Genomic DNA, 20089 nt, shown 5'->3' on the forward strand with positions numbered 1-20089 from the left:
TCACCTCGGCGAGACGAGGTCGGCGACGCCCGGTGGTACCGAGGCCGGGTCGGTACCGAGATCGACCAGACGGTTCGCGGCATCGACGAACACCACCCGCGGCCGGTGTGCCCTGGCCTCGGCATCGTCCATCACGCCGTAGGCGATCAGGATGACCAGGTCACCGGGGTGCACCAGATGTGCTGCGGCGCCGTTGATCCCGAGGACGCCGCTGCCCCGCTCGCCGGTGATCGCGTAGGTGACCAGGCGTGCGCCGTTCTCGATGTCGACGATCGTCACCTGCTCCCCCTCGACGAGGTCCGCGGCCTCCATCAGGTCGGCGTCGATCGTCACCGATCCCACGTAGTGCAGATCGGCCTGCGTGACCGTGGCCCGGTGGATCTTGGATTTCAGCATCGTCCGTAACATCAGTTCCTCCACGGCATCTCATGGCCCGGGCCCGTCGCGGCCCGCGGATGGCCGTCGATGCCCGAGCTCGCCCCCACGTCGATCGCGATGTTGTCGAGCAGCCGGGTGCGCCCCAGCCGGGCGGCGATCAGCATCCGGGCGGGACCCTCGACGGGCGCGGGGCCCATCAGCGGGTCGCGAAGCTCCAGGTAGTCCAATTCCAGTGCGGGGACCTCGTCGAGCACGGCGCGGGCGGCGTCCAGCGCCGCCACCGCGCCGGCCGACGCGGCGTACATCCCGGCCAGCAGGGCCGCAGACAACGCCCCGGCCTGCTCACGCTGCACCGGGTCGAGGTAGCGGTTACGCGACGACATCGCCAGCCCGTCGGCCTCCCGGACCGTGGGCACCGCCTGGATCTCGACGCCGAGATCCAGGTCGGACACCATCTGGCGGATCAGCGCCAACTGCTGGAAGTCCTTCTCGCCGAAGTAGGCGCGATCCGGGCGCACCGTGTTGAACAGCTTCAGCACCACCGTCAGCACACCGGCGAAATGCGTTGGGCGCGCTGCACCTTCGAGCTCCTCACCCAGCGGTCCCGGCTGCACCGTGGTGCGCATCCCGTTCGGGTACATGTCCTGCGGGGTGGGGGTGAACACCACTTCGACCCCTTCCTCACCCAACAGCGCGAGGTCGTCGTCGAGGGAGCGCGGGTAGGCGTCGAGGTCCTCCCCCGCGCCGAACTGCAGCGGGTTGACGAAGATCGACACCACCACCACCGCGCCAGGCACCCGCTTGGCGGCGCGCACGAGGGTCAGGTGGCCGTCGTGCAGGGCGCCCATCGTGGGTACGAAGACGATGCGCCTGCCGGTCGTGCGCAGCGCCCTGGTCACATCGGCGACATCGGCCGGCCGTGGGTACACATTGAGCTGCCCCGCCACGAACGTGGGCGCCTTGCGATTGATCATTCCTGTCCTGCTTCCGCCAACACGTCGAATACGGCCTGGGGGGCGTGCGCCCGCTGCGCCGTGCGCTGCGAATCCGCCCGGTATGCCTGCGCCAGATCGAGATTCACCTCACCCAGCGCGTGCAGGTGTCGTGCGACGGCCGCCGCGTCGCCCCGCGCGACGGGGCCCGTCAGCGCCGACTGGCCACGCTGCAGCGCATTGTCCAGTGCGGCACGGGCCAGCGGGGCGATGATCCGCTCGGCGATACCGCCCGGACGTTCCCCGACGGTCTCCTGCCCCAGCAGTTCCTGCCCCCACAGGGCTGCCCGCAGCGCGTCCACCGCGTCGAGCACGACCGTCACGAGATGGTTGCTCCCGTGCGCGAGCGCCGCGTGGTAGAGCGCACGGGCGTCCTCTCTGACCCGGAACGGCTCGCCGCCGATCTCCAGCACCAGCGATTGCGCGATGGCATAACCGATCTCGTCGCCGGCGGTGATACCGAAGCAGGTGCCGGCGAGGCGGTCGACGTCCTCGTCGGCGCCCGCGAAGGTCATCGCCGGATGGATGGCCAGCGTGATGCATCCCAGATCGGCCAAGGGAGCGAGCACGCCGATCCCGTTGGCGCCGGAGGTGTGCACCACGATGGTGTTGGGCCGGACCGCACCCGTAGCGGCCAGTCCTGTGACGAGGGCGGCCAGTTCGGTGTCGGGGACGGCGAGCAACAGCAGCTCGGCCCGTCCCGCCACCTCGTCGATCGGAAGGACGGGGGTGTCCGGCAGCCACCGCTGAGCCCGGGCCCGCGAGGCGCCCGACACCGCCGCGCAGCCGACGACGACGTGCTCGACCCGTTCGAACGCCGCCCCGAGCGCGGTACCCACACGGCCCGCCGAGATCACACCGATCGTCAGCCGGGCCGGGCGGAGCCCGTCGTGCGGAGTCGTCCCGCCGGCGGAGGGCTGCACCATCGCAGTCGACCTCGCTGTTTCTGTGGCTTCGTTCCGGTCCCTCGACACGGGTACCGGACGGTCGCCACGAGCCTAGCTCAGTCCTCCCGGCGCCTTCGCCCGCCGCCACCCGACGGGGTGGCCTGCAGGCGCGCCATCAGGTCGGCGACCGACTGCCCGCCGACGTGCGCGCCGCCGTCGCCGTCCTGTTCGGCGGGCTCCTCCTGCGGCTCGACAGGTTGCTGCTCCCCGCCGGCGTAATGCCTGCCGCGCGGCTCGGGTTCTGCCGGGTGCTCCTGCGGAGCCTGGACCGGTGTCGGCTGCGGTGAGGGTGCCGCGGGCTGCGGGGCCGACTCGTCGCGGGCGCGTCGGCGGCCGACGTACTCGTTCTCTGCGCCGTTCGCCGGCGGCGCCACCCAGTTGCTCCCCGGCTCGCCGGCCGGGATGAACTGCCCCTCGGCGGGGACGGGCTGCCAGTGCGATGCGGTGGGAGCGGGTGCGGGCCGGCCCAGGGGTGGCGAGGGCTGCGAGGGCTGCGGCGGCTGCGAGGGCTGCGGCGGCGGGGCCGGCTGGGGCGCCGGCTGCGGGGGCAGCCACGGGAACTGGGGTGGTGGCGAGTGTTGCGGCGGCGCGGGCTGCGGGGGTGGCGGCGGTGGGGGTTGCTGCGGCGGCGGGGGCGGCACCCAGGCCGGCTCGGCGGACTCCTCGGCCTGGCGCCGGTGTCCGGTGGCCTGCTCCCCCGACCGGCGATGCGCACCGCCGGGCTCACCGGCCTGCGGCGCCCACTCGCTCTCGGGCGGGTGCGGCTCCGCGGGCACGTCGATGATCGGGCTCTCGTCGGTCTTCGGCGCGTCCGGATCGTCGGCGGGTCCGAAATCGTCCTCGGTGTCGATCCTGCTACTGCTGACCCGTCCCGCGGTGCGTTCGGTCTCGATCGCGGGCCGGTGTGAGAGGTCCGCGTCGAACAGGTACTCGAGATTGGCCCGCAGGGCGGCGAGCTCGGCACGCAGCGCGGCCACCTCGTCTGCGGACTGCGCCCGCACCTCGGATGCGAGCTCGCGGCGCAGGTGCGATTCGACGGCCAGCTCGTACTCGCGCCGCGCGGAGATCTCCCGCTCGAGTTGCAGGTCGTAGACGAGCTTGAGGTCGCGGACCTTGGCCGCGTCGCTGTCGCTCTGCCTGCGGTAGATCACCGAGACGAAGGCGGCGACGACTGCGGCCCACAGCGCGAGAATGACTGCGAGCTTGAGCAATTCGACGCGGTTGGTGAAAACCAGGGCCGAGCTGGCGGCGATGGCCAGCACCAGCAACACCGTCATGAGTATCCAGCCCGGCCTTCGACCGCCGCGTCTGAGGCGGCCGCCGCGGGTCGGATCGGTCATGGGGCGACTGTACCCGCCACAGGTCATCTCGCGTGTCGACCTCCGCGGCGATTCGGCGTGCGCGCCGCACGAAATCCTCAGCCGGGGGCGGGGTCCGCGTTCTGGCCGGTGTCGTCGGGAGACCTGCAGCAATGCTGCAGCCACATCGCGGCGAGGACCAGTGCGAGAGCGCACAGCGCGGCCACGACCGCTCCGGAGGTGTCCTCGGCGGCGACCCGCAACGTGCTGCGCCGCGGCAGGAGATAAACGACGACGGCCAGCCACCACCCCAGCACCACGCTGCCCATCCACGCCGAGGCCTTCGCGATGACGACCGACCGGGCCACGGCCAGCGGGTGCAGGCGACCGGCGCCCACGCCGATCTGCCCGTCGCGAATCCTGGCGCGCACGAGGAACGCCCAGCCCGCGATCGCGACCGCGACGCCCAGCAGGGACACCCCCGTCCACAGCGTGATCGGCGGGAAGGAGCGGTATACGACGTGCATCAGCACGTAGGTCGCCACCGCGGCGACGGCGGCGGCGGTCGCCAGGTCACGCTTGCGCGTCGGCCCCATCAGCGGCCGTTCCTGCGGTGCAGCACGAGCGGGGTCTCGCGGACGCCGGCGCGTTCACCGGCGTCCACGTCGAGGAGGTGGTCGGCGACCGGCCGGGTCCGTCCCGCCACGGTCAACGTCGCGCCGGGATCGGCGGCCTGCCACGGGATCAGCACGAATGCGCGCACGTGCGCGTAGGGGTGCGGCAAGGTGAGGACCCGGTCGTCGACGACGGTGTCGCCATCGGGGCCGGGGCAGGTGACGAGGTCGACGTCCAGGGTCCGCGGCCCCCACCGCACGTCGCGGACGCGGTGCGCCGCGGCCTCGAGCTCGTGTGCGCGGCGCAGCCAGCCGTGCGGGTCCAGGTCCGGATCGCGGGCCAGCACAACGGCGTTGAGGAACGGCTGCTGGTCCACCCCACCCCACGCGTCGGTCTCGTAGACCGGCGACACCGCGGTCACCGCCTCACCGAGGCCGTCGAGGACGGACTGCAGGTGCGCCAACCGGTCGCCGATGTTCGACCCGATGGACAGGACCACCGACGTCATGCGTCCTCCGGTCGCGTGCTCACACGGCTCCCCGGCCGCCGCGGCGCGAGCGGCGGGCCACCACCGCGACGTCGCGGAAGGTCAGCGGGATCGGCGCCGACGGCTTGTGCAGCACGACCTCGACGGCGTGCACGCGTTCGTCGCGCATCACGTCGTCGGCGATCTCGCCGGACACCGTCTCGATCAGGTTGCGCGGCGGGCCGCCGATGATGTCGGCCGCCCGCTGGGCCAGCGCGCCGTAGTCGAGGGTGTCGACGAGGTCGTCGCTGGCGGCCGCCGCGGCCAGATCGACCCACACCGTGATGTCCACGACGAAGTCCTGCCCGTCCCGGCGCTCATGGTCGAACACCCCGTGATTGCCCCGAACTGTCAGTCCCCGCAACTCGATTCGATCAGCCATCCGATCCCGTCCGCCAAGCGTTCACCACTGCCAGCGCGTCGACCGACGCGCGGACGTCATGCACCCGAACCCCCCAGGCCCCGTGCCAGCCGGCCAGTGCCGAGATCACCGCGGTCGCCGTCTCGCGGCCGGCGGGCGGCCGCGGCTCCCCCGCGTCGTCGGCCAGCAGTGTGCCGAGGAACCTCTTGCGCGACGCGCCGACGAGCACCGGGACCCCGGTTCCGACCAGCTCGGGCAGCGCGTGCAGGAGAGCCCAGTTGTGCCGGCCCGTCTTGGCGAAGCCCAGACCGGGATCGATGACGACCTTGGCGGGGTCGACCCCGGCGTCGACAGCCGCGTCCACGCAGCCGAGCAGATCGTCGCGCACCTCGGCGACCACGTCGGTGTAGTCCGGCACCGCGTGCGGCTCGTCGCTGCCGACCGAACGCCAGTGCATCAGGATCCACGGCACCCCGGCGTCGGCCACCACGCGGACCATGTCCGGGTCGGCCTTGCCGCCGGAGACGTCGTTGACGATGGCGGCACCACTGGCGAGCGCTGCCTCCGCGACCGCCGCGTGCATGGTGTCGATGCTGACCGTGATGCCCTGTTGGGCCAGGGTTCTGACCACCGGGACGATGCGTGCCGTCTCGATCTCAGGATCGATCCGCGTGGCGCCCGGCCGGGTCGACTCGCCGCCGACGTCCACGATCGCCGCGCCCTGGGCGGCGAGCTCGACACCGTGTGCCACGGCGGCGTCGCGGTCGAGGAACAGTCCGCCGTCGGAGAACGAGTCGTCGGTGACGTTCACGACGCCCATGACCCGCACCTGACCGGACATCCCCTCGCTCCGCTCGTCCGGCGTCACTTCCGCAGGATCAGGTCCAGGGCTTCGGCGCGGGACGCCTTGTCGGTCTTGAACTGTCCGCGCACCGCGGAGGTGGTCGTCACCGCACCCGGCTTGCGGATGCCGCGCATGGCCATGCACAGGTGCTCGGCCTCGATCACCACGATCGCGCCGCGCGGATCCAGTTTGCGCATCAACGCATCGGCGATCTGGGCGGTCAACCGCTCCTGCACCTGCGGCCGCTTGGCGTACAGGTCGACCACGCGCGCCAATTTCGACAGCCCGGTCACCCGGCCGTCCACGCCGGGGATGTAGCCGACATGGGCCACACCGTGGAACGACACCAGGTGGTGCTCGCACGTCGAGTACATCGGGATGTCCTTGACCAGCACCATCTCGTCGTGCTGCTCGTCGAACGTCGTGTTCAGCACGTCGTCGGGGTCGGTGTACAGCCCGGCGAAGATCTCCCGGTAGGCACGCGCCACCCTCGCCGGGGTGTCGCGCAGCCCCTGTCGGTCCGGGTCCTCCCCGACCGCGATCAGCAGCTCACGCACAGCGGCTTCGGCGCGGGCCTGGTCGAAATCGGGGGTGAGCGTGGCCGAGTGGTTGTGCGACCGCGTCATCGAGATCTCCGTTCGGAAGTGTCAGCCGGTTACCGGTCCTGGCTCGGCGGGCCGTTGTGCCCGTTCTCCCTGCCCGCGTCCGGACCGGGACCCTCGTTCGGGTTCGGTGCGGGCGCACCGCCCTGAGGAGCATGGTGCCCGGGCTGCGGGTACGGCTGATAGGGGGGATACCCCGGATAGGTCGGCGTCGGCGCCTGCTGCCAGCCCTGCTGCTGAGGAGGCGGGCCCGGGTACCAGTAGCCCTGAGGCTGCTGCTGTGGGTGGCCCTGCTGCGGCGGGGCGCCGTGCTGCGGGGGCCACCCGGGCGCGTGCCAGCCGGCCGGGGCGCCGTAATCCGGTTGCGTGGGGCCGTTGTTCGCGCCGTTCATGCCCTGCGCGCCGTTGCCGCCGTTCTTGTGCGCACGCTCGGCGGCGGCCTTCGACGCCTGGGCGATCGCGACCTTGAACGCGGGCTCGGGCACCGGCTTGGGCCACGGCTCACCGCGCTCGATCGCCAGCTCGCCCGGCGTCTTGATGGGCGGCTTGTCCGACGGCACGCGGCCACCGAAGTCGTCGAACATCGTCAGCCGCGGCCGCTTCTTCACGTCGCCGAAGATGGCCTCCAGCTCGACGCGGTGCAGCGTCTCCCTCTCCAGCAGCTCACCGGCCAGCGTGTCGAGCACGTCGCGGTACTCGGTGAGGATCTCCCACGCCTCGGTGTGGGCGGCCTCGATCAACTTGCGGACCTCGTCGTCGATGATCTGGGCGACCTCGTGGCTGTAGTCGGCCTGGGTGCCCATCGTGCGGCCCAGGAACGGGTCGCCGTGCTCGGTCCCGTAACGGACCGCACCGAGCTTGGAGCTCATGCCGTACTCGGTGACCATCGCGCGGGCGATCTTGGTGGCCTGGTCGATGTCCGACGAGGCGCCCGTGGTCGGCTCGCGGAACACCAGTTCCTCGGCGGCGCGGCCACCCATCGCGAACACCAGGCGCGCGATCATCTCCGAGCGCGTCATCAGGCCCTTGTCGTCCTCGGGCACCGCCATCGCGTGGCCGCCGGTGCGTCCGCGCGCCAGGATCGTCACCTTGTAGATCGGCTCGATGTCGGGCATCGCCCAGGCGGCCAGCGTGTGCCCGCCCTCGTGGTAGGCGGTGATCTTCTTCTCGTGCTCGCTGATGATGCGCCCCTTGCGGCGCGGCCCGCCGACGACGCGGTCGACGGCCTCCTCCAGCGCGGGGCCGGTGATGATCGTGCCGTTCTCGCGGGCGGTCAGCAGCGCGGCCTCGTTGATGACGTTGGCCAGGTCGGCGCCGGACATGCCCACGGTGCGCTTGGCCAGGCCGTCGAGGTCGGCGTCCTCGGCGATCGGCTTGCCTGCCGAGTGGACCTTCAGCACGGCGCGGCGGCCGGCCAGGTCGGGGCTCGACACGGGGATCTGCCGGTCGAAGCGGCCGGGACGCAGCAGCGCCGGGTCGAGGATGTCGGGGCGGTTGGTCGCGGCGATCAGAATGACGCCCTGGCGGTCGCCGAAGCCGTCCATCTCCACCAGCAGCTGGTTGAGGGTCTGCTCGCGCTCGTCGTGACCGCCACCCAGCCCGGCGCCGCGCTGGCGTCCGACGGCGTCGATCTCGTCGACGAAGATGATGCAGGGGCTGTTCTGTTTGGCCTGCTCGAACAGGTCGCGCACGCGGGAGGCGCCGACACCGACGAACATCTCGACGAAGTCAGAGCCCGAGATCGTGAAGAACGGCACGCCGGCCTCGCCCGCCACGGCGCGCGCGAGCAGGGTCTTGCCGGTGCCGGGCGGACCGTAGAGCAGCACGCCGCGCGGGATCTTCGCGCCCAGAGCCTGGTAGCGGCTCGGGTTCTGCAGGAAGTCCTTGATCTCGTAGAGCTCCTCGACCGCCTCGTCCACGCCCGCCACGTCGGCGAAGGTGGTCTTCGGCATGTCCTTGGACAGCATCTTGGCCTTGGACTTGCCGAAGCCGAAGCCCATCCGCCCGCCCGACTGCATCCGGGAGAACATCACGAACAAGCCGACGAGCAGCAGCAGCGGCAGCATGTAGATCAGCAGCGTGCCGAGGATGCTGCTCTGGTTGACCACGGTGTTGGTCTTGACGTTCTTGTTCTGCAGCGCCTCGAACAGCGGCACCCCGTAACCGGTGGGGTACTTGGTGATGACCTTGTTGCTGTTCTCGGTGTCGCCGTTGCCGTTCTTGAGCTCGAGACGCAGCTGCTGCTCTCGGTCGTCGATCTGCGCGCTGTTGACGTTGTCGCCGGTGATCTGCGCCATCGCGACCGACGTGTCCACGGGCTTGTAGCCGCGGGTGTCGTCGCTGAAGTAGAAGAACGACCAACCCAGCAGCAGCACTACGGCGATCACCGTGAGCGTGCGGATCACATTCTTGCGGTTCATGAGTGAGTCCGGTTCATCAACATGTGCGGCCGACGGTCGGTCCCGACGGCCAAATCCTTCCAATACGCGCAGCTGGAATAGTCAAGGCTACCGCTAGACCAACGTCCGGCAGTTCCCGACGCCGGTGGCCGGTGCGCACCCGGATCGGTGAGCCACTCCGAAAGCCGATCTGTGCGCACACTGGAGGCATGGCGTCCCGGATGGTGTACCGACACATCGAGACCAACGGGGTCACGCTGCGGGTCTGTGAGGCCGGGGATCCGGGGGCGCCGGTGGTGGTGCTGTGCCACGGCTTCCCCGAGCTCGCGTTCACGTGGCGTCATCAGGTCCGTGCCCTCGCCGAGGCGGGCTTCCACGTGCTGGCGCCGGATCAGCGCGGCTACGGGGGCTCGGACAGGCCCGACGCCGTCGAGGCCTACACGGTGGCCGAGCTGACGGCCGACGTCGTGGGACTGCTCGACGCGGTGGGCGCCGAGAAGGCCGCGCTGGTGGGCCATGATTTCGGGGCCGTCGTCGCGTGGGGCGCCCCGCTGCTGGCGCCCGACCGGTTCTCGGCGGTCGCCGGTCTGAGCCTGCCGCCCGTCCCGCGGCCCACGGTGCCGACGACGCAGGCGTTCCGCAGGCTCTTCGGCAACCGGTTCTTCTACATCCTCTACTTCCAGCAGCCGGGGCCCGCCGACGCGGAACTGGCGCGCGACCCGGCCACCACGTTCCGCAAGCTGTTCGCCCTCGACGCGATCGGCGACGACGCGGCGGCGCTGCGCATGGCCCGGCCCGGACCCGAGGGATTCCTCGACCGCATCCCGGAACCGGCCGCACTGCCCGGCTGGCTCGCCGAGGAGGACTTCGCCGTCTATGTCGAGGAGTTCACCCGCGCGGGATTCACCGCCCCGCTGAACTGGTACCGCTGCTTCGACCGCAACTGGGAGCTGACGGCCACCCCCGCGAAGCCGACGATCGAGGTGCCCGCGCTGTTCGTCGGCGGTACCGCGGACGCGACGCTGGCCTACACACCGCGCCACCGGGTCCGCGAGGTCGTCAGCGGCGAGTACCGCGAGGTGATGATCGACGGGGCCGGCCACTGGCTCACCGAGGAGAGGCCCGACGAGGTGTCCCGCGTGCTGCTGGAGTTCCTCACATCTCGTCGCTGACACCGCGCGTGAGGGCTGCCGACGTCGTCGCCGGGACACGCAGCGAGGCGATCCGCGGGCCGCGGCCGGCGCGCTAGGGTGCGACCATGCCGATCCCAGGACGCATGCGGACAGCCCGAAAGACCTTGATCGCGTTCGCCGCAGCGGGGCTCACCGCCGCAGCGGTGACGGCCTGCGACGCGCAGAGCGCGCCGACGCTGGAACCCAGTGCCGACAGCCGGCAGGTCACCGTCGTGGGCGCCGGACAGGTGCAGGGGACCCCGGACACGCTGACGGTCAACGCGTCGATGGAGTTCCTCGGTCCGGACGCCACCGCCGCGATGAACCAGACCAACGAACGTCAGCAGGCCGTCATCGACGGGCTCGTCGGCCTCGGCATCGACCGTACTGACATCGCCACCACTGCAGCCGATCTCGCGCCCCAGTACGGTTCGGACGCCACATCGATCGGCGCGTACCGCGCCACCAACTCGATCAACGTCACGATCCGCGACCTCGACCGGGCCTCGGATGCGATCGGCCTGATCGTCAGCACCGGCGGCAACGCCGCGCGCATCAACTCGATCGCCTACTCGATCGAAGACGATTCGCAGCTGGTTCGCGACGCGCGGGCCCGCGCCTTCGAGGACGCGAAGGACCGCGCCGATCAGTACGCGCAGCTGTCCGGGATGGGTCTGGGCAAGGTCATCTCGATCTCCGAATCGGGGGGCCCGACACCGCCGGTGCCGGTGCAGGCCCCGCGCGCAATGGAGGCCGCGGTACCGATGGAGCCGGGGCAGCAGACCGTCGGGTTCTCCGTGACGGTCATCTGGGAGCTGACCTGAGCGAGCTCAGCTCGCCGGCCCCACCACCACCGGAATACCGTTCAGCACACTGGTTCCCGACAGCGGGTCGAGCACCGACCCGTCGTTGAGCTGGTTGACGTTCACGCCGGGTTGCGCGGCGGCCAGCGTCTGGCCGGTGCCCGCGCGGTCGTGACCCCAACCGTGCGGCAGTGACAGCACGCCGCGGCGGATGTCGTCGGTCACCTCGACGGGGACCACCAGCTCGCCGCCCGGGCCCTTGACGATCGCGGTGTCGGTCAGGCCGAGCTCGGAGGCGTCGTCGGGGTGGATCTGCAGCGTGCACCGGTTGGAGCCGCCGGAGAGCGCGGGCAGATTGTGCATCCAGCTGTTGTTGGACCGCAGATGCCGGCGGCCGATGAGCACGAAGCCGTCCCCGCGCCTGCCGAGCGCGTCGCGCAACCTCGCGGCATCCGAAACCAGTTGTGGCGGAGCGAGTTCGATGCGACCCGACGGCGTGCGCAGCAGGTCCGGCAACCGGGGCTGCAGCGGGCCCAGATCGATTCCGTGCGGCGCCGCCTTGAGCGCGGCCAGCGTCAGACCGCCGGGCCGCGCGCCGAACGCGTCGCCGTAGGCGCCGATGCGCAGCATCATGTCGAGGCGGCGCTCGTAGCCCGGGCCTGCGGGCAGCAAGGCGATCAGTTCGTCGACCGCGCGGCCGGCGACAGGGGAATTCGCGTCGGCGGTCTCTTTGGTCAGCGTGGTCGCGATGACCTGCTCGTCGACCAGCGCGGGGTCGCCGTCGTGCCCGATCCCGTACAGCACCAACGCGATTCGCGAAAGGATCTCGGCCTCGTCCGGACGCCCCTGCAGCGGCAGCGCCGGCGGAGAGTAGCGGGCGTTGTTGCGCACCGCGAGGTTGTTCAGCGCGAAGTCGAAGTGCGGGCTCTGCGACGGCGGCGGGGGCGGCAGGATGACGTCGGCGTGACGGGTGGTCTCGTTCAGATACGGATCGACCGAGATCATGAACTCGACGGTGTCGAGCGCGCGGTCCAGACGTTCGCCGTCGGGCGCCGAGAGGACCGGGTTCCCCGCGATGGTGACCATGGCCTTGATCTGCCCCTCGCCCGGGGTCTCGATCTCCTCGGCCAGCGCCGCGACGGGCAGTTCGGAGAGCACCTCGGGGTGACCGGACACCCGGCTGTGCCAGCGTCCGGTGCTGAACCCGCGGCCGGGGCGGTGCCCGCGCGGGGCCGGCGCCACCGGCGACATCGGGAACATCACCCCGCCGGGCCGGTCCAGATTGCCGGTGAGGACGTTCACGACGTCGACCAGCCAGCTGCCCAGGGTCCCGAACTCGACCGTGGACGTCCCCACGCGCCCGTACACGGCGGCCGTGGGCGCGGCGGCCAGTTCACGCGCCAGCGTCTCGATGTCGGCGGCGTCCACCCCGCAGTACGCGGCGACCGCCTCGGGTGCGAAATCGGTTGCCAGCGAACGCAGCTCGTCGAGACCGGCGACGTGGTCACCGACCGTGCCGAGGTCGACGAGACCTTCGGCGAAGAGCACGTGGACCACCGCGAACAGCAGCGCGGCGTCGCTGCCGGGCCGCGGTGCGAGGTGGCGGTCGGCCAGCTCAGCGGTCCGGGTGCGGGCCGGGTCGATCACGACCAGGCGCCCGCCGCGTTTGCGCAGCCGGCGCAGCTTGCCGGGGAAGTCGGCGGCCGTGGCGAGGCTGCCGTTGGACACCAGCGGGTTGGCGCCGATGATCACCAGGTAGTCGGTGCGGTCGAGGTCGGGCACCGTGAACGCCACCGGGCTGCCGAACATCAACCCCAGCGACACGTGCTTGGGCATCTGGTCGAGCGTGCTCGCCGAGTACACGTGGCGGGTGCCCAGACCGCGCACGATCAGCGGCGGGTACAGCGCACCGGCGACGGTGTGGGCGTTCGGGTTGCCGAGGTAGACGCCGACCGACGCACCCCCGTGGTCGCGCACCGCGGCGCCCAGGCCCTCGGCGGCCGCGGCGAACGCCTCGTCCCAGGTCACCTCGGTCAGCACGCCGTCGCGACGCACCATCGGCGCCCGCAACCGGTCGGGGTCGTTGTCGAGTTCGGCGAAGCTCGCCCCCTTGGGGCACAGGAACCCTGCGGAGAACACGTCGTCGCGGTCGCCGCGTGCGCCGGTCACCCGGCCGTCGTCGATGGTCAGCGTCAGCCCGCAGGTGGCTTCACAGAACGGGCAGATGCGCAGGGCGGTAGCACTGCCCGCATGCGCGGGGCCGGTGTCGGTCACCCCTGCATCATGCGCCGCGGATCAGTTCTCGTACACCTTCGGGTCGAGGGTGCCGATGTACGGCAGGTCCCGGTAGCGCTCGGCGTAGTCGAGGCCGTAGCCGACGACGAATTCGTTCGGGATGTCGAAGCCGATGTACTCGATGTCGACGTCGGCGCGCACCGCGTCGGGTTTGCGCAGCAACGTGCAGACCCGCAGCGACCGCGGACGCCGCGTCGCGAGGTTGCGCAGCAGCCACGACAGGGTCAGGCCGGAGTCGACGATGTCCTCGACGATCAGCACGTCGCGGTCGTTGATGTCACGGTCGAGGTCCTTGAGGATGCGCACGACACCCGACGAGGACGTCGACGAGCCGTAGGAGCTGACGGCCATGAACTCCAGCTGGGTGGGGACCGGGATCGCCCTGGCGAGGTCGGTGACGAACATGACCGCGCCTTTGAGCACGGTGATCAGCAGCAGGTCCTGGCCCGAGGGCGCGTCGCGGTAGTCCTCGGCGATCAGCGCTGCGAGTTCGGCGGTCTTGTCTTTGATCTGTTCTTCCGACAGCAACACCGATTTGATGTCGCCGGGATACAAGTCCGCAGGCACACGCACAGCCTAATGGCAGGACCGGCAGTCGTGGTCAGACGGGTTCGCGGTACAGCGTCAACCGGCCGTCGCGGCGCCCGGCGAACAGCCGCTCGCGTTCGCGGCCGCCCGGGACGGCGACACCGCCCTGTCCGCGCCAATGCGTCACCAGCGCGTCGACGGCCCGGATCTGCGTGTCCGTCAGCCCGGTCGCACCGCCGGCCAGCAGCCATCCGCGCAGCACCCGGCGGCGCACCGCATCGGGCAGCGCGACCAGCGCCGCGACGTCCGGACCGGCCCCGCCCTCGCCACTCCCACCCGGGGCGGCGGCCAGGATCCCGGCCGCCGCGGCGTCGAGGGCGTCATTGTCCTCCCGCAGCGCCGCGGCCGTCCGGGCCAGCGCCTCGGCGACGCCTCCGCCGAGGACGTCCTCGAGCAGCGGCAGCACCTCGGAGCGCAGCCGGACCCGGGTGAAGCGCGGGTCGCGGTTGTGCGGGTCCTGCCACGGGGTCACGCCCAGCTCCTCACAGGCGCGCCGGGTCACGGCGCGGCGCACCCCCAGCAGGGGCCGGCACCACGGCGGGTCGTGGGCCCGCATCCCGGCGATCGACCGGGCTCCCGACCCCCGGCCCAGGCCGAGCAGAACCGTTTCGGCCTGGTCGTCGAGGGTGTGGGCGAGCAGCACGGGCGCGTCCCCGCGCGCGTCGGCCAGCGCGCGGTAACGGGCGGCGCGGGCCGCGGCTTCCGGCCCTCCCCCGGTTCCGACGTCGACGCCCAGCACGTGCGCCTCGACGCAGCCCAGCGCGAGGGCCTGCTCGCGGGCGGTCGCCGCCACCGCGGCGGACCCGGCCTGCAGTCGGTGGTCGACGATCAGCGCGGTCGTCGGGCGCAGGCCGGCGGCGACGGCGGTCAGCGCCAGCGAGTCCGCTCCGCCCGAGAGCCCCACGCACCAGCGGTCGGCCCCGGCCACATGGGTGCGCGCGAACGCGCCCAGCGCCGAGCGCAACCCGGCTAGAGCACCCTGTCGATCCATCGCTGCGGCTCGTCGATCTCGGTGGGCAGCGGCAACGTCGCGGCGTCGGTCCAGATCGTGTTGAACCGCGGCATGCCGACCTTGCCGACCACCTCGTCGACGAAGGCCTTGCCCTTGGTGTACTGGCTCATCTTGGCGTCCACGCCGAGCAGCGCGCGCAGAAGGCGTTGCAGCGGAGGCTGTTTGCGCTGCCTGCGCTGGTCGAACCGGTGCCTGATCGAGGCCACCGACGGCACCACCGCGGGCCCGACGGCGTCCATCACGTGTTCGGCGTGACCCTCCAGCAGGGTGCCGAGGACCAGCAGCTGGTCGAGGGCAGCCCGCTGCGGCCCCGACTGCACCGCGCGCAGCAGTCCGAGCACGCCCGTCGAACCGAGTTCGGGCTCACCGTTTTTCACCACCACCTGGCGGTCACGCACGAAGTCGGCGAGGCGGCCCACCATCTGCCCGATGTCGTCGCCGGCATCCTCGGTCAGCACCCCGAGCGCATTCGACATGTGCCCGGCCAGCCACGGATTGGCGCGGAACTGTACCCGGTGGGTCACCTCGTGCAGGCACACCCACATGCGAAAGTCCTTCGGCACCACGCGAAGTTGCCGCTCGACGGCGATCACGTTGGGGTAGACGAGCAGCAGCTCGCCGCCGGCCCCGTCTTCCCGGTCGCCGCGCTCCTGCCCTTTACCGGCGAACGGGTCGTACTGGCCCAGAATGCCCGAGGAGACGAACGCCAGCACCGCCCCGGTCTGCACCCCGGCGATACGTCCGGAGACCGGGCGGGGCTTCGACTGCCCGTCGCCACCCCCGGTCATGGCCCGCATCGACTGCGCCGCGGCCCGAATCCACTGCGGCCGGTCCACGATTCGCGCTTCGGGGATCTCGCCACCCTCGTTGAGACCCGTCACCTCCCGCACCGGGAGTTCGGAGGCGCGCGCCGCCTCGGCGAGTTGGTCGATGGCCTGCCTGCGCGTGTACTCGGTGGCGGCGGGCGCCTGGCGGGCGAGCTTGCCGCCCAGCGAGGCGGCGAGGTCCCAGTCGACGGCGTTGCCGACGGTGAAACCGGACTTGGGTTTCGGGGTCATCATCGGCATCCGCAGGATCGTAGGGTGGCGGCGAACGCGTCCAGGGACGTCCGTCCGGTCGGGCCCGCGTTGTTCGACAGCAGCGCGAACGTGAGCACACGCCCGCTCTCGTCGGTGACGATGCCGGCCAGCGTGTTGGTTCCGGTCAACGATCCGGTCTTGGCCCGTAGGTACCCGACGGCGGCGCGGCCGGGTGCGGTGTCGTGGTAGCGGTTCGACATCGTGCCGCTGCCGCCGGCGATCGCCAGCAGGTCGACCATCGGGCGCAGCTGCGGGGTTTGGTCGCCGACCGCGGCCTGGATGACGCCGTCGAGGGTCTCGGCGGTCAGCCGGTCGTCGATCGAGAGCCCGCTGGAATCGAGCAGCCGCGCTCCGGTGGTGTCGACACCCGCCTCGTCGAGGGCGTCGAGCACCGACTGCGCGGCGCCGGCGAAGCTGCGCGGTGCGCCGCGGGCCTCGGCGACCTCGCGCCCGATCGACTCGGCCATCACGTTGTCCGACGAATGCATCATCTGGCGCAGCCGTTCCATCAGTGGGGCCGACTGCACGGAGGCGATCTCCTTCCCGCCGGCGGAGCGCCCCGGCGGCAGCACCGCGACCGCCGCGGGATCGAGCCGCAGCGCCACGGCGAGCGCGCGGCCGGCGTCGAGGGCCGGCGTCCTGGACCTGCGCGACTCCACGCTCACCGGCTGGGTGCGGCCGGCGTCGAGCATGACCGCCTCCATCGGCGCGATGTCGCCGCCGTCGATGTCCAGCGGATCCCAGCCCGGCGCCATGTCCGGTCCGGTGTAGGCGCTGACGTCGACCTGCACCCGCTTCACGTCGACACCGCTGCGCCGGATCTGGTCGGCCAGATCCGAGATGCGCGCCGCGTCCCGGTACCAGGTGTCCTCGTCGCGCCGCACCGCCGACAACGTCTGGTCCCCGCCGCCGACCAGTACGGCCACGCCGGGGGCGGTCGACACCACGCGCGTCGTCAGCCGGGCGTCGCGGTCCAGGGTCAGCAGCGCGGCGGCCGCGGTGAGTACCTTGTTCGTCGACGCCGGCTGCATGGGCAGGTTCTCGCCCTGCGCCCACAGCTCCTCACCGGTCAGCGCGTCGGTGATGCGCCCGGTGAACGTGCCGAGGTTCGGGTCGGCGGCCACCACGCGCAGCGCGGCGGCCAGGCCGCTCGACGACGGCACGTCGGCCGAATCGGAGACCGGCACCACCCCGGGATCGGCCGTGGCCGCCGGCGGCGCGGGTTCCACCGCGACCTGCTCGTCGGTCTGACGGGAGGCCACCAGCGCGGCCGCGGCGACGACCACCGCAACGAGCAGCAGCACGAACACCCCCACCACGACATACGTGGACCGCCGCCACCGAGTCGGCCGCATGTTTCTCCTGATCTCGCTTCGACTAGCCCGAGCCACCCCTGTAGTGCAGGGTATCCCTCGTTTACTGTGGACCCGCGTCGTCAGCAGACCGTCCCAGCACATCTAGGAGTCACGCGTGCAGTTCGATGTCCTCATCGAGATCCAGAAGGGTTCACGCAACAAGTACGAGGTGGACCACGAGAGCGGCAAGGTCAAGCTGGACCGCTACCTGTTCACGTCGTTCGGCTACCCCACGGACTACGGCTACATCGAGGACACCCTCGGTGAGGACGGCGATCCGCTGGATGCGCTCGTGCTGCTGCCCGAGCCGGTGTTCCCCGGCTGCATCGTCGAGGCCCGCCCGGTCGGGATGTTCCGCATGGAGGACGAGAAGGGCGGCGACGACAAGGTGCTGTGTGTGCTCGCCGATCCCCGCTGGGACCACATCCAGGACATCGGCGACGTGTCCGATTTCGAACTCGACGCGATCAAGCACTTCTTCGTGCACTACAAGGATCTCGAGCCCGGCAAGTTCGTGAAGGCCGCCGACTGGGTGGGCCGCGAGGAGGCCGAGGCGGAGATCAGCCGCTCGATCGAGCGGTTCAAGACCGAAGGGCACTGAGCCCGGTTCCGGGTCCGGAAGGGCCCGGCGTCCCGCACCCGTTCGGCGAATTTGCGTGGCCGTAACACGACGTAACGTCGGCGCCGCTTCGCCGTCTCATCATGGCGGTGTGCTGCTGCATCAGGGGATCGGACTGCACGCGTTCAACGCGATGCCGATGCGCCGCGCCGTGCACGCGGTCTACGAATGCTGCTACAGCGTGCCGCTGGCCGCCGACCTGTGCCGGGCGCGGCCGTTCGACAGCCACGACCGCCTGTTCCGGTTCGCCGACACCCTGCTGTTCGGGCTCGCCGAGGAGTCGATCGACTCCATCCTGCAGGCCTACCCCGATGTGGGCCGGCGCCCCGGTAGTGAGAAGTCGCGGGCCGAGCAGTGCGCGATCGCCGACGAGCGGCCCGAGATGATGTCGGAGCTGGCGAGCGCGTCGCGGACCTACCTTGAGCATTTCGGGTTCGGGTTCGTCATGTACGTCGACGGGGGCTGCGCCGAGGACGTCCTCGCGTCGGCGCGCGACCGCCTGCACAACGACTACGAGACCGAACGCAAGGTCGTCCGCAACGAACTGGCCCGTATCAACCGAACCAGGCTGGAGCGGATGCTCGGACCCGAGGGCGGTTACGACAACTGGTGATCGGGACGCCGGCGCCTGACGGGCGTGGGCCGACGAACTAGGACGCGCGCGGCTGATCGCGCAGCGCGAGCCGGCTGAGCACGTCGCGGCCGACGGTTCCCACGTCTTGGCGCGGCGACGCCGAGATCAACGTCACCCCGTCGGCGACCCCGGCCGTCTCGATATCGGAGATCAGGCCTGCCAGGCCGTCCACGGTGCCCGCGTACCGGACCGTCTCCGCGTACTGCGGGGTGTCCCCGTCGGCCGCGCCGAGCACCTGCTGCGCGGAACGGAAGTCGCCGGCGACCGCGACGGTCAGGTCGAGGATCACCGCGACGTCGCCGGAACCGTCGCGGATCCTGGCCCGGGCCCGCCGGGCCTGCTGGAGATCCCGCGCCGCCACCCGCACGATCTGCTGGTCGCCGTCGGTCAGCTCACTGACGCCGTCGGGTTCATTGGGATCAGCCAGAAATAGCCGCACCCGGCCAAGCTATCCAGCAGGCCGGGTGCGGTGCAGTGTTTGCGATCAGCGCGAGTGCAACAGTCGCACGCCTACCGGGTGGCGTCGTTCTGCGGATCCGACGTGGTCCCCTGCCCGGAAACCTCGTCTGACGTGGCCTCCTTGCGCACATCGTGCACGCGGGTCTTGTACAGGCTCGCCGCGGTCGTGATGAGGAGCGTGACGATGATCACCCCGAGGCTCAGCAGGGTCGGGATCTCGGGCACCGGCACGTGCTGGCCGCCGTTGATGAACGGCACCTCGTTCTCGTGCAGCGCGTGCAACACGAGCTTCACGCCGATGAAGAACAAGATGAACGCCAGGCCCTGCGACAGGTACACCAGGCGCTTGAGCAGGTCCCCGAGCAGGAAGTACAGCTGGCGCAGGCCCATCAGCGCGAACACGTTCGCGGTGAACACCAGGTAGGGCTCCTGGGTGAGGCCGTAGATCGCCGGGATGGAGTCCAGCGCGAAGATCAGGTCGGTCGTGCCGAGGGCGATGATGACCAGGAACATCGGCGTCATCAGACGCTGGCCGTTCTCGTGGACCCACAGTTTGAGCCCGTCCCAGGTGTCGGTGAACTTCATCCGCTTCTGCGCGAACCGGACCACCGCGTTGTCGCCGTCGTCGTCGTGATCGGTGTCCTTGACCAGCTTCAGTGCCGTGTAGAGCAGGAACGCGCCGAAGATGTAGAACACCCAGGAGAACTGCTCGATCGCCACGGCGCCCAGAGCGATGAAGATGCCGCGGAAGATCAGCGCCAGGATGATGCCGACGAGCAGCGCCTGCTGCTGGTAGATCCGCGGCACCTTGAAGCTGGCCATGATGATCAAGAAGATGAACAGGTTGTCGACCGAGAGGCTGTACTCGGTGAGCCAGCCGGCGAAGAACTCGACCCCGTAGTCGTGACCGTGGAACACCCACGTCCAGATACCGAAGGCGATCGCCAGCCCGACGTAGATCGTCAGGGCCGTTCCGGTCTCACGTTTGGAGGGCTCGTGAGGACGCCGGCCTATGACGAGCACATCGAAGAGCAGGATGCCGATCGTCACGGCGAGCGTGATGCCCCACTCGAGTCCACTTACGTTCATCAAACCTCCGGTCGTCGTTCAA

The 20089-nt window shown here is 70.8% G+C and carries 21 protein-coding genes; 4 read left to right on the forward strand and 17 right to left on the reverse strand.

All coding sequences use genetic code 11. The features are described from left to right. The 10 genes from panD to ftsH form a co-directional block, all read right to left on the reverse strand. Entirely contained in the window at positions 1–408 is a 408-nt protein-coding gene (panD, locus tag FHR72_RS17820) for an aspartate 1-decarboxylase (RefSeq protein ID WP_183470781.1), read from the reverse strand. Next, on the reverse strand, positions 408–1352 hold the full coding sequence (gene panC, locus FHR72_RS17825) for a pantoate--beta-alanine ligase (protein WP_183470503.1): 945 nt from the start codon (positions 1350–1352) through the stop codon (positions 408–410). The genes panD and panC overlap by 1 nt, the downstream gene beginning before the upstream one ends. After that, complete coding sequence (locus tag FHR72_RS17830; protein ID WP_183470505.1) at positions 1349–2296, reverse strand: Rossmann-like and DUF2520 domain-containing protein; 948 nt, start codon at positions 2294–2296, stop codon at positions 1349–1351. Before FHR72_RS17830 ends, panC begins: the two co-directional genes overlap by 4 nt. A gap of 77 nt (positions 2297–2373) precedes the next feature. Further along, entirely contained in the window at positions 2374–3657 is a 1284-nt protein-coding gene (locus FHR72_RS17835) for a DUF6779 domain-containing protein (RefSeq protein WP_183470507.1), read from the reverse strand. Between the two features lie 77 nt (positions 3658–3734). After that, a complete protein-coding gene (locus tag FHR72_RS17840; RefSeq protein WP_183470509.1) occupies positions 3735–4211 on the reverse strand; it encodes a DUF3180 domain-containing protein in 477 nt (158 codons plus the stop codon). Next, a complete protein-coding gene (folK, locus tag FHR72_RS17845) occupies positions 4211–4738 on the reverse strand; it encodes a 2-amino-4-hydroxy-6-hydroxymethyldihydropteridine diphosphokinase (RefSeq protein ID WP_183470511.1) in 528 nt (175 codons plus the stop codon). Before folK ends, FHR72_RS17840 begins: the two co-directional genes overlap by 1 nt. A gap of 19 nt (positions 4739–4757) precedes the next feature. After that, a complete protein-coding gene (gene folB / locus FHR72_RS17850; protein WP_183470513.1) occupies positions 4758–5138 on the reverse strand; it encodes a dihydroneopterin aldolase in 381 nt (126 codons plus the stop codon). Further along, positions 5131–5958, reverse strand: coding sequence for a dihydropteroate synthase (folP, locus tag FHR72_RS17855; RefSeq protein ID WP_183470783.1), 828 nt, complete (start codon positions 5956–5958; stop codon positions 5131–5133). Before folP ends, folB begins: the two co-directional genes overlap by 8 nt. A 23-nt stretch (positions 5959–5981) precedes the next feature. Next, positions 5982–6587, reverse strand: coding sequence for a GTP cyclohydrolase I FolE (gene folE, locus FHR72_RS17860; protein WP_183470515.1), 606 nt, complete (start codon positions 6585–6587; stop codon positions 5982–5984). A gap of 29 nt (positions 6588–6616) precedes the next feature. Continuing rightward, positions 6617–8983: an ATP-dependent zinc metalloprotease FtsH gene (gene ftsH, locus FHR72_RS17865; protein ID WP_183470517.1), complete on the reverse strand. Its 2367-nt coding sequence runs from the start codon at positions 8981–8983 to the stop codon at positions 6617–6619. Between the two features lie 188 nt (positions 8984–9171). Here ftsH and FHR72_RS17870 point away from each other — a divergent pair, with 188 nt between their 5' ends. Further along, the gene (locus tag FHR72_RS17870) at positions 9172–10134 is read left to right on the forward strand and encodes an alpha/beta fold hydrolase (protein WP_183470519.1); all 963 of its coding nucleotides are present in this window, start codon (positions 9172–9174) and stop codon (positions 10132–10134) included. Between the two features lie 86 nt (positions 10135–10220). After that, a complete protein-coding gene (locus FHR72_RS17875) occupies positions 10221–10958 on the forward strand; it encodes an SIMPL domain-containing protein (RefSeq protein ID WP_183470521.1) in 738 nt (245 codons plus the stop codon). Positions 10959–10964: 6 nt separating this feature from the next. Here the strand turns inward: FHR72_RS17875 and FHR72_RS17880 are convergent, their stop codons facing one another. From FHR72_RS17880 to dacB, 5 genes are read right to left on the reverse strand one after another with little or no spacing between them, the layout of a single operon-like run. Then, the gene (locus tag FHR72_RS17880) at positions 10965–13211 is read right to left on the reverse strand and encodes a molybdopterin-dependent oxidoreductase (protein ID WP_183470523.1); all 2247 of its coding nucleotides are present in this window, start codon (positions 13209–13211) and stop codon (positions 10965–10967) included. 21 nt (positions 13212–13232) lie between these two features. Continuing rightward, complete coding sequence (gene hpt, locus FHR72_RS17885) at positions 13233–13799, reverse strand: hypoxanthine phosphoribosyltransferase (protein ID WP_311736186.1); 567 nt, start codon at positions 13797–13799, stop codon at positions 13233–13235. 34 nt (positions 13800–13833) lie between these two features. Continuing rightward, positions 13834–14811 (reverse strand): tRNA lysidine(34) synthetase TilS, encoded by a 978-nt coding sequence (tilS, locus tag FHR72_RS17890; RefSeq protein ID WP_183470527.1) that lies wholly within the window; start codon positions 14809–14811, stop codon positions 13834–13836. After that, positions 14790–15890: an Rv3626c family coenzyme F420 biosynthesis-associated protein gene (locus FHR72_RS17895; RefSeq protein WP_183470785.1), complete on the reverse strand. Its 1101-nt coding sequence runs from the start codon at positions 15888–15890 to the stop codon at positions 14790–14792. Before FHR72_RS17895 ends, tilS begins: the two co-directional genes overlap by 22 nt. Next, positions 15890–17266, reverse strand: a complete 1377-nt coding sequence (gene dacB / locus FHR72_RS17900; protein ID WP_183470529.1) for a D-alanyl-D-alanine carboxypeptidase/D-alanyl-D-alanine endopeptidase — start codon at positions 17264–17266, stop codon at positions 15890–15892. The genes FHR72_RS17895 and dacB overlap by 1 nt, the downstream gene beginning before the upstream one ends. Positions 17267–17381: 115 nt before the next feature. Between dacB and FHR72_RS17905 the strand changes: the two genes are divergently transcribed. After that, entirely contained in the window at positions 17382–17867 is a 486-nt protein-coding gene (locus tag FHR72_RS17905) for an inorganic diphosphatase (protein ID WP_183470531.1), read from the forward strand. Between the two features lie 109 nt (positions 17868–17976). Beyond that, a complete protein-coding gene (locus FHR72_RS17910; protein ID WP_183470533.1) occupies positions 17977–18498 on the forward strand; it encodes a 2-oxo-4-hydroxy-4-carboxy-5-ureidoimidazoline decarboxylase in 522 nt (173 codons plus the stop codon). Between the two features lie 37 nt (positions 18499–18535). On the opposite strand, the gene FHR72_RS17915 is transcribed toward FHR72_RS17910, so the two are convergent. After that, positions 18536–18958: a hypothetical protein gene (locus tag FHR72_RS17915; protein ID WP_183470535.1), complete on the reverse strand. Its 423-nt coding sequence runs from the start codon at positions 18956–18958 to the stop codon at positions 18536–18538. Between the two features lie 71 nt (positions 18959–19029). After that, positions 19030–20067, reverse strand: a complete 1038-nt coding sequence (locus FHR72_RS17920; protein WP_183470537.1) for a TerC family protein — start codon at positions 20065–20067, stop codon at positions 19030–19032. Between the last annotated feature and the right edge of the window lie 22 nt (positions 20068–20089).

It is taken from the genome of Mycolicibacterium iranicum, assembly GCF_014190915.1.
GTDB lineage: Bacteria > Actinomycetota > Actinomycetes > Mycobacteriales > Mycobacteriaceae > Mycobacterium > Mycobacterium iranicum_B.

Bases quoted from the DNA above. Each gene is read 5' to 3' on its own strand.
- folP (WP_183470783.1), bottom strand. From the start codon at position 5,958: ATGTCCGGTCAGGTGCGGGTCATGGGCGTCGTGAACGTCACCGACGAC.
- FHR72_RS17870 (WP_183470519.1), top strand. From the start codon at position 9,172: ATGGCGTCCCGGATGGTGTACCGACACATCGAGACCAACGGGGTCACG.
- folB (WP_183470513.1), bottom strand. From the start codon at position 5,138: ATGGCTGATCGAATCGAGTTGCGGGGACTGACAGTTCGGGGCAATCAC.
- FHR72_RS17840 (WP_183470509.1), bottom strand. From the start codon at position 4,211: ATGGGGCCGACGCGCAAGCGTGACCTGGCGACCGCCGCCGCCGTCGCC.
- FHR72_RS17920 (WP_183470537.1), bottom strand. From the start codon at position 20,067: ATGAACGTAAGTGGACTCGAGTGGGGCATCACGCTCGCCGTGACGATC.
- ftsH (WP_183470517.1), bottom strand. From the start codon at position 8,983: ATGAACCGCAAGAATGTGATCCGCACGCTCACGGTGATCGCCGTAGTG.
- panD (WP_183470781.1), bottom strand. From the start codon at position 408: ATGTTACGGACGATGCTGAAATCCAAGATCCACCGGGCCACGGTCACG.
- FHR72_RS17875 (WP_183470521.1), top strand. From the start codon at position 10,221: ATGCCGATCCCAGGACGCATGCGGACAGCCCGAAAGACCTTGATCGCG.
- FHR72_RS17895 (WP_183470785.1), bottom strand. From the start codon at position 15,890: ATGACCCCGAAACCCAAGTCCGGTTTCACCGTCGGCAACGCCGTCGAC.
- FHR72_RS17835 (WP_183470507.1), bottom strand. From the start codon at position 3,657: ATGACCGATCCGACCCGCGGCGGCCGCCTCAGACGCGGCGGTCGAAGG.
- dacB (WP_183470529.1), bottom strand. From the start codon at position 17,266: ATGCGGCCGACTCGGTGGCGGCGGTCCACGTATGTCGTGGTGGGGGTG.
- folE (WP_183470515.1), bottom strand. From the start codon at position 6,587: ATGACGCGGTCGCACAACCACTCGGCCACGCTCACCCCCGATTTCGAC.
- folK (WP_183470511.1), bottom strand. From the start codon at position 4,738: ATGACGTCGGTGGTCCTGTCCATCGGGTCGAACATCGGCGACCGGTTG.
- panC (WP_183470503.1), bottom strand. From the start codon at position 1,352: ATGATCAATCGCAAGGCGCCCACGTTCGTGGCGGGGCAGCTCAATGTG.
- FHR72_RS17830 (WP_183470505.1), bottom strand. From the start codon at position 2,296: ATGGTGCAGCCCTCCGCCGGCGGGACGACTCCGCACGACGGGCTCCGC.
- tilS (WP_183470527.1), bottom strand. From the start codon at position 14,811: ATGGATCGACAGGGTGCTCTAGCCGGGTTGCGCTCGGCGCTGGGCGCG.